An 8,074-nucleotide genomic window follows, 5' to 3' on the forward strand; every position below is an offset into this window, starting at 1 on the left:
TGCGGGTTATCGCTGAACCACGATAGGCTTGATGCCCAGTGACGGCGGCAGCCCTTGCGCCGCCTGCAGCGCTTCCTGGCGCGTCGCGAACGGACCGCCGTACAGGCGATACACCGATCCACTCTGCACCACGTCCAGTCCACTCAATTTTCCGGACAGCTTGCCGCGTATGACTTCAGCATTTTCCGCACGCGAGTAAGCGCCCAGCTGCAAGTAGAAACCGCCCGCCACCGCTGGTGTATTTGACGTACCTGGCGTCGCATCGGCATTCGGCGCACGCTCGGCCAGCATCAGCGACTCGATGTCTTTCGGCGCCGCGCTCACCGGCACCGGCGAGCCGCCCGGCGCGGACGGCGTCAGCACCAGCGGCGTATCGACCATCTTGGCGGTGACGACCGGCGTCGGCGCCACCGGCGCGGACGGTTGCTGCGCAGATGGCAGCGACGTCTTGGCCGTTGGCGTCAGGCGCGGCTTGGTGCTGCCGCCCAAGCCTTCCCGCGTGGCCAGTATGCGGTCGATTTCTTCCGGCAGGATGCGCTCGATTTTCAGCTCATGACTGCCCTTGCCCAGCAAGCCCAGTTTCAGCGCCGCCGTGTACGATACGTCGATGGCGCGGCTGGCATGGAACGGCCCACGATCGTTAATTCGCACAATCACCGCCGCGCCGCTGACCATATTGGTCAGTCGCGCGTACGACGGAATCGGCAACGTCGGATGCGCAGCCGTCATCTTGTACATATCGTACAGCTCACCGGACGAGGTGCGCTGGCCATGGAATTTTTTACCGTACCAGCTGCCGATGCCCACCTGCGTGTATGGCTGATCGTCAGTGATCGGCGTATAGGTCTTGCCAAAGACGACGTAAGGACGATTGGAACGCGGCAGCAACGGATCGTTGCGGACATCGGCATCCGGCGTATCCATCAGATTGGGCGGCGGCGATTCACCGGGACCGTCGTCCTGATAGTAGCCGCCGCGTCCCGAATTCGCCGGCGGCAGCACCGGCAGCGTCGGGTCGGGCTTGGTGGTGGACGGCGCCTTGATCACCGGGCCTTGCGACTGCACCGGGCGTGGTGTGCGCTCGGTCGCCACCGGCGCCGTGCCGCAGCCGACCAGCACCAGCGCCGACGTCATGGCCGTCAGATGCAGGAGATGGTTACGTTGCAGGCGCATCGCCGTTCTCCGTATCTTGTTTTTCCACTTTGCTCTTGTCCTTCTCCGCCGGGCGTTTGCCCAGCAGGTAATAATCCAGCGCTTTGCGCGCGATTGGCGCGGCGGCTTCGCCACCATGCCCCGCGTTTTCCACCACCATGGCCAGCACGATGCGCGGCTTGTCCACCGGCGCAAAAGCGGTAAACAGCGCATTGTCGCGCAGGCGTTCGGCCAGTCTGGCGGCGTTGTACTTCTCGCCTTTTTTAATCGTGATGACCTGCGCGGTGCCGGTCTTGCCGCCCACCGTGTAACCGGCGTTGGCAAACACGCGGTACGCCGTGCCACCCGGCTCGCTGGTCACACCCACCATCGCGTTCTTGATAAAGTCGATGTTCTCCTGCTTGAGCGGGATGCGATAGCTTTGCTGCGCCACCGTCAGCTTGCGCGCGTGGGTCGTGCTGTCTTCCACGATCTTCACCAGGTGCGGCTTCATCACCACCCCGTTGTTTGCCAGATTGGCCACAGCGTGCGCGATCTGTAACGGCGTGTAGGCATTCAGGCCCGAACCATTGCTGACCGAGATAGTATCACCACCCACCCAGCGTCCCGCCGCACCTTTGAAGCGCCTGGCCTTCCACTCCGGCGACGGCAGCGCGCCGGTCTTTTCGTTATCGAGGTCGATGCCGGTCTGCTGGCCAAAGCCAAACGGCTGCATGAAGTCGTGAATCGCGTTGATACCCATGTCGTGACCGAGCGAATAGTAGTAGGTATTGCAGGAGACGATGATGGACTTGCGCATGTCGACCGAGCCATGCCCGCCCGCCACGTCGTCATTGAAGCGGTGCCCGCCCAGCATGAAGTAGCCGGGATCATAGGTCACCTGCGACGGCGTGCGCTTGCCCAGTTCCAGCGCTGCCAGCGCCATGAAGGGCTTGAAGGTGGAACCCGGCGCGTAGGTGCCGGACAGCGGCCGGTTGACCATCGGCTTGTCCGCCGAGGTATTCAGCTCGTCCCAGCTTTGCGTGTCGACGCCGTCAACGAACAGGTTGGGATCGTAGCCGGGCCGCGAAACGAAGGCCAGCACGTCGCCTGTCTCCGGCTCAATCGCCACCAGCGCGCCGCGCCGGTCGCCAAAGGCTTCCTCCACGATTTTTTGCAGCTCGATGTCGATCGACAGTATCAGGTTGCTGCCCGCCTTGGCCGGTGTGCGCGACAAGGTCCGCACGGCGCGGCCGCCGGAAGTCTTCTCCACTTCCTCGAAACCAGCCTGGCCATGCAGCAGCTTCTCGTAGCTCTTCTCCAGACCTTCCTTGCCGATATGATCGGTGCCGCGATAGTTGGCGGCATCGTCGCTGTCGTCCAGCGCATCGGCTTCAGCGCGGCTTACGCGGCCCATGTAGCCGATGACGTGCGAGGCGCTTTCGCCCAGCGGATACTGGCGGAACAGGCGCGCCTGCACTTCCACGCCGGGAAAGCGGAAGTGCTGTGCGCTGAAGCGGGCTACTTCGTCGTCGGTGAGATGGGTGCGCAGCGGCACGCTCTCGAAACCTTTGGAGTCGTCCAGCAGCTTCTTGAAGCGGCGGCGGTCCTTGACCTCCACCGTCACCAGCTTGGACAGCTCGGCGATGGTGTCATCCAGCGGCGCCTCCAGCTTGGACGGCGTGATCTCCAGCGTGTAGGCCGAGTAATTGCGCGCCAGGACTACGCCGTTGCGGTCCAAAATCAGGCCGCGATTCGGCACCACCGGCAGCAGCGAAATACGGTTCTCTTCCGCCTTCACGGCGAAATCATTGTGCTTGACGATCTGCAGCCAGACGAAGCGCGCCAGCAATAGCACGAAGCACAGGAATACCAGTCCGCCCAGCGCCGTCACACGCAGACGGAATTCGCGCATCTCGACTTCGGTGTCTTTGAATTCGGTCATCCCCTGACCTCTCGGGCATGGCGCTGGATGCTCATCAAGATGCCACCGCCCAGACCGAGCGTCATCAGCGCAGTGCCGCCATAACTCATGAACGGCAGCGGCACGCCCACCACTGGGATGATGCCGCTCACCATGCCCATGTTGACGAAGGCGTAGGTAAAGTAAATCATCGTGATGGCGCCGGCCAGCAGGCGGGTGAACAGCGTCGGCGCGCTCAGCGTGATGCTCAGGCCACGCCAGATCAGCAGCAGGTACAGCACCATCAGCAGCATGATGCCGAGCAGTCCAAATTCTTCGGAAAATACGGCGAAGATAAAGTCGGTGGTGCGTTCGGGGATGAATTCCAGGTGCGCCTGGGTACCGTGGGTCCAGCCCTTGCCGGTCACGCCGCCGGAGCCGATGGCGATCATCGACTGGATGATGTGAAAACCTTTGCCCAGCGGGTCGTGATACGGATCGATCAGCGTCAGCACGCGGTCGCGCTGGTAGTCGTGCATGAAGGTCCACAGCACCGGCAACGAGGCGGCGCCGGCGGCGAACAGGGCGCCCAGCGCTTTCCACGACAGGCCGCCGAGGAAGATCACGCAGGCGCCGGCCATGGACACCAGCATCGCCGTGCCCAGATCCGGCTGGCGCGCGATCAGGCCGGCCGGTATCGTCAGCAGCACCGCAGCGATGATGTAGCTGCGCCAGCTAACATGTCCCTGCTCGCGCTGGAAGAACCAGGCCAGCATCAGCGGCATGGCGATCTTCATCAATTCGGAAGGCTGGATCTGCGTGCCGACATACAGCCAGCGGCGCGAGCCGCCCTTGATGACGCCAAACAGCGCCACCGCCACCAGCAGCGCCACGCCGATCACATAGGCCGGCACGGCCAGCCGCATCATCATCTGCGGCGGGATGTTCGCCACGAACCACAGCACCAGCACCGCCGCCGCGATATTGCGCAGCTGGTCCCACACCTTGCCGGGAATCGCGATGCCGGCCGAGTACAGCGTGACCAGGCCAACCGACAGCAGCGCGACGATGATCAACGCCAGCGGCGCGTCAAACACCATCACATAGGGCCGCAGGCGCTGCCACCACGGACGTCCGCCCGCAAGGCCCATCAGGTCTGCACCAGTTTGCGGTGCCGCTGTATGCTCATCAGGTCTGCACCAGTTTGCGGTGCCGCTGTATGCTCATCAGGATGCCGCCGCCCAGGCCCAGCGTCAGCAGCGCCGTGCCGCCGTAGCTCATGAACGGCAGCGGTACGCCCACCACCGGCAGGATGCCGCTGACCATGCCCATGTTGACAAAGGCGTAGGTGAAGTAAATCATGGTGATCGCGCCGGCCAGCAGGCGGGTGAAGAAGTTGGGCGCGTTCCCGGCGATCATCAGGCCGCGGCCGATCAGCAGCAGGTACAGCACCATCAGGATCAGGTTACCGACCAGGCCAAACTCCTCCGAGTAGACGGCGAAGATAAAGTCGGTGGTGCGCTCCGGGATAAATTCCAGGTGGGCCTGGGTGCCGTGGGTCCAGCCCTTGCCGGTGATTCCACCCGAACCCACCGCAATGGTGGACTGGATGATGTGGAAACCCTTGCCCAGCGGGTCGGTGGTGGGATCGATCAGCGTCATGACACGCTCGCGCTGGTAGTCGTGCAGTACCGACCAGATAATCGGCAGCGCCGCCGCGCCGGCCACGATCAGGCCGATCAGCGCCTTCCACGCCAGGCCCGCCAAAAAGATCACGCAGAAGCCGGCCGCCACCACCAGCAGCGCCGTGCCCAGGTCGGGCTGGCGCACGATCAGGCCCACCGGCACCGCCAGCAGCAGCGCGGCAATCGCATACGATTGCCAGGTCAGGTGGCCGGAGCGGCTCTGGAAGAACCACGCCAGCATCAGCGGCATGACGATCTTCATGAATTCGGACGGCTGGATGTCGATGCCCACATGCAGCCAGCGCCGCGCCCCCAGTTTGATGGTGCCGAACAGCGCCACGCACACCAGCAGGAACACGCCGATGGCGTAGGCCGGCACCGCGATCCGCATCATCATCTGCGGCGAGATATTCGCCACCACCCACATGATGAAGAACGACAGGAAGATGTTACGCACCTGGTCTTCCATCTTGCCGGGGATGCCGATACTGGCCGAATACAGCGTCACCAGGCTGACCGTCAGCAGCATCATGATGATAATGGTCAGCGGGCCGTCGAAGACGGTGAAGTATGGCCGCATTCGACGCCACAGCGAACGTCTCTCGTGGATGCGCATGATGGTCTGGTCCTTATTGTTTCTTGCGCGCCGGCGCCAGCGGCTGCGGCGCCGGCGTGGCGGCTGGCGTTGGCGGCGGCGCGGGAGTCGGCGCTGGCTCGCGGCGCGATTCCGCCGCAGCGGCTGCGGCCTCGGCGGCCTCCGGATCTTCGATCGGCACGATTTCGGCCGCGTCTTCCTTCGGCACCTTGGTGGTTTCCTTGTCGGTCGGGCGCTTGCCGAGCAGGTAGAAGTCGAGCGCCTTGCGGGCGATCGGCGCGGCGATTTCCGCGCCCCAGCCGGCATTTTCCACCACCATGGCGATCACGATCTTCGGCTTGTCGGCCGGCGCAAACGCGGTGTACAGCGCGTTGTCACGCAGACGTTCGGCCAGCGCCGACTTGTTGTACTTCTCATTGGCCTTGATGCCGACAACCTGCGCGGTACCGGTCTTGCCGCCCGAGGTATAGCCGGCGTTGGCGAAGGCGCGGAACGCAGTGCCGCCTGCTTCGCTGTTCACGCCCACCATCGCGCTCTTGATGATGTCGATGTTTTCCTGCTTGAGCGGAATGCGGTAGCTTTCCTTCGGTACCGTGAGCTTGCGCGCGCGGGTGGCGCCGTCTTCCACGATCTTGACCAGGTGCGGCTTCATCACCACGCCGTCGTTGGCCAGGTTGGCCATGGCGTGGGCGATCTGCAGCGGCGTGTACGAGTTGTAGCCCGAACCGTTGGACACCGAGATGGTGTCGCCGCCGACCCAGCGTCCGGCATTGCCCTTGAAGCGGCTGCGCTTCCATTCCTTGGACGGCAGCACGCCGGTCTTTTCGTTATCGAGGTCGATGCCGGTCTTCTGGCCAAAACCGAACGGCTGCATGAACTGGGTGATGGCGTCGATGCCCATGTCGTTACCCAGCTGGTAGTAATAGGTATTGCAGGACACGATGATCGAGCGGCGCAGGTCAACGTTACCGTGGCCGCCGACTTTATCGTCGCGGAATTTGTGGCCGCCGAGGTAGAAGAAGCCCGGATCAGGATACGCGGTGGCCGGATTGCGCTTGCCCAGTTCCAGCGCAGCCAGCGCCATGAAAGGCTTGAAGGTGGAACCTGGCGCATAGGTGCCGGACAGCGGCCGGTTGACCATCGGCCGGTCGAGCGAAGTATTCAGGTCATTCCAGCTTTGCGCGTCGATGCCGTCGACGAACAGGTTGGGGTCATAGCCGGGGCGCGAAACGTAGGCCAGGATGTCGCCGGTCTCCGGTTCGATGGCGACGAACGCGCCGCGCCATTCGCCAAAGGCTTCTTCCACCACTTTTTGCAGTTCGATGTCGATCGACAGGATCAGGTTATTACCCGGGGTGGCGGGAGTGCGCGACAGCGTGCGGATGGCGCGGCCGCCGGCCGACACTTCCACTTCCTCGTAGCCGGTCTGGCCGTGCAGCTGCTTCTCGTAGCTCTTTTCCAGGCCTTCCTTGCCGATATGGTCGGTGCCCTTGTAGTTAGGGCCGTCGTCGGTGCCTTCGATGGCCTTGACCTCCGACTGGTTGATGCGGCCAATGAAGCCGATCACGTGCGAGGCGGTTTCGCCCAGCGGGTACTGGCGGAACAGGCGCGCCTGCACTTCCACGCCGGGGAAGCGGAAGCGCTGGGCGCTGAAGCGCGCCACTTCTTCTTCGGTCAGGCGGGTGCGCAGCGGCACACTCTCGAAGCCCTTGGATTCGTCCAGCAGTTTCTTGAAGCGCTTGCGGTCCTTGATATCGACGCTGACCAGTTTGGACAGCTCGTCGATGGTTTCGTCCAGCGTGGCATTCAGCTTGGACGGCGTGATCTCCAGCGTGAAGGCCGAGTAGTTGCGCGCCAGGACCGCGCCGTTGCGGTCCAAAATCAGGCCCCGGTTCGGCACGATGGGGACGATAGCGATGCGGTTCTCTTCGGCCTTGACGGCGAAGTCGCTGTATTTGACGATCTGCAGCCAGACAAAGCGCAGCAGCAGCAGCGCGAAGCAGAAGAACACCATCCCGCCCAGCACCGTCAGGCGCAGGCGGAACTGCTGGAGTTCGCGCTGGTTGTCCTTAATTTCAGTCATGCCGGAACCGCTGCGTCAGATGGGGCGCGTGTGATCGCGGTCGACCGCGCGGCGCTGTGGCGCCAGCAGCATCCAGGTGACCACTGGCCACAGGACGACGGCGATCATGCTTTCAACGAAGTAGAACCAGCCCGGCGTTTTGCCGGACACGCAAAAGCGCACCAGCAGCTGCACCGTTTGCGCCATCACCAGCAGCGGGAACACGTGGATAGCCTGGGTCCAGATCGGGAACCACAGCACCCGGCGGTGCAGCATGATGGCGAAGTAGGACAGCAGCGTGTAGGCCAGCGCGTTTTCGCCCAGCAGCGTGGAGTCGTGGACGTCCATCATCAGGCCGAGGAAGAAGGCGGTGCCGATGCCGACCTTGCGCGGCTGGTGCACGCCCCAGAATACCAGCAGCAGCGCGACGAAATCCGGCACGCCGACGAACTGGCCCCACGGCAGCAGGTTCAGCAGGAAGGCGCAGAACAGGCTGAAGGCGATGAATATCGGGCTGACCGGCAGCAGAATATAGTGCGGACGATTCATCGTGCCGGCTCCTTAGGTTGGGTAGCGGCGGCCGGCGCGGTCGTGCGCGCAGCAGCAGGCGCGGTCGGCGCGACGGCGGTCGTCGGCGTCGCGGCAGAATGCGTCCCGGCAGCAGGACGCGTTCCGGCAGCGGCAGGCGCGGTCGCCGT

General features: G+C 63.7%; 6 protein-coding genes. All 6 read right to left on the reverse strand.

What is annotated here, in order from left to right; translation table 11 throughout:
* Positions 1-6: 6 nt before the first annotated feature.
* From GTP55_RS26830 to mreD, 6 genes are read right to left on the reverse strand one after another with little or no spacing between them, the layout of a single operon-like run.
* Entirely contained in the window at positions 7-1,173 is a 1,167-nt protein-coding gene (locus GTP55_RS26830; protein WP_161047851.1) for a septal ring lytic transglycosylase RlpA family protein, read from the reverse strand.
* Positions 1,157-3,076, reverse strand: a complete 1,920-nt coding sequence (gene mrdA, locus GTP55_RS26835; protein WP_161047852.1) for a penicillin-binding protein 2 — start codon at positions 3,074-3,076, stop codon at positions 1,157-1,159. Before mrdA (GTP55_RS26835) ends, GTP55_RS26830 begins: the two co-directional genes overlap by 17 nt.
* Positions 3,073-4,185, reverse strand: a complete 1,113-nt coding sequence (gene rodA / locus GTP55_RS26840; protein ID WP_161047853.1) for a rod shape-determining protein RodA — start codon at positions 4,183-4,185, stop codon at positions 3,073-3,075. The genes mrdA (GTP55_RS26835) and rodA (GTP55_RS26840) overlap by 4 nt, the downstream gene beginning before the upstream one ends.
* A 37-nt stretch (positions 4,186-4,222) precedes the next feature.
* Positions 4,223-5,335 carry a rod shape-determining protein RodA gene (gene rodA, locus GTP55_RS26845; protein ID WP_110847475.1) on the reverse strand — a complete coding sequence of 371 codons (1,113 nt, stop codon included), beginning with the start codon at positions 5,333-5,335 and terminating at the stop codon, positions 4,223-4,225.
* Between the two features lie 13 nt (positions 5,336-5,348).
* Complete coding sequence (mrdA, locus tag GTP55_RS26850; RefSeq protein WP_161047854.1) at positions 5,349-7,397, reverse strand: penicillin-binding protein 2; 2,049 nt, start codon at positions 7,395-7,397, stop codon at positions 5,349-5,351.
* A gap of 15 nt (positions 7,398-7,412) precedes the next feature.
* The gene (gene mreD / locus GTP55_RS26855) at positions 7,413-7,925 is read right to left on the reverse strand and encodes a rod shape-determining protein MreD (protein WP_110847477.1); all 513 of its coding nucleotides are present in this window, start codon (positions 7,923-7,925) and stop codon (positions 7,413-7,415) included.
* Positions 7,926-8,074: the final 149 nt, after the last annotated feature.

It is taken from the genome of Duganella margarita, from assembly GCF_009857535.1.
Taxonomy (GTDB): domain Bacteria; phylum Pseudomonadota; class Gammaproteobacteria; order Burkholderiales; family Burkholderiaceae_D; genus Rugamonas; species Rugamonas margarita.